Raw genomic sequence first — 223 nt, 5'->3', positions numbered from 1 at the left:
CCATGCCCGCTCGCGAGCGGGCATGGACAGCGGCGGCCAGGTTTGAGGCGGTGCTGGCGACGGCTGCTATGGACGAGACCAGCAAGAACGCCTGGTGCCGTGAGAACGGGGTGTATCCGCAGGAGTTGGAGCAGTGGCGCACTGCTGCCACGCAGGCGCTGGCTGAGCCCGAGGATGCGCGCGCCACCCATCGTGAGACAAAGGCCGATCGGCGCCGCATCAA

At 68.2% G+C, this 223-nt stretch carries 1 pseudogene; it reads left to right on the top strand.

The features are described from left to right. Positions 1 to 223, top strand: a pseudogene (locus J8I82_RS38205) (IS3-like element ISAzo10 family transposase); the annotation flags it as partial.

Source organism: Cupriavidus consociatus, assembly GCF_017814975.1.
Taxonomy (GTDB): domain Bacteria; phylum Pseudomonadota; class Gammaproteobacteria; order Burkholderiales; family Burkholderiaceae; genus Cupriavidus; species Cupriavidus consociatus.
Note: the sequence above shows the minus strand (reverse complement) of the source record. Positions and strands in the feature narration are given on the sequence as shown.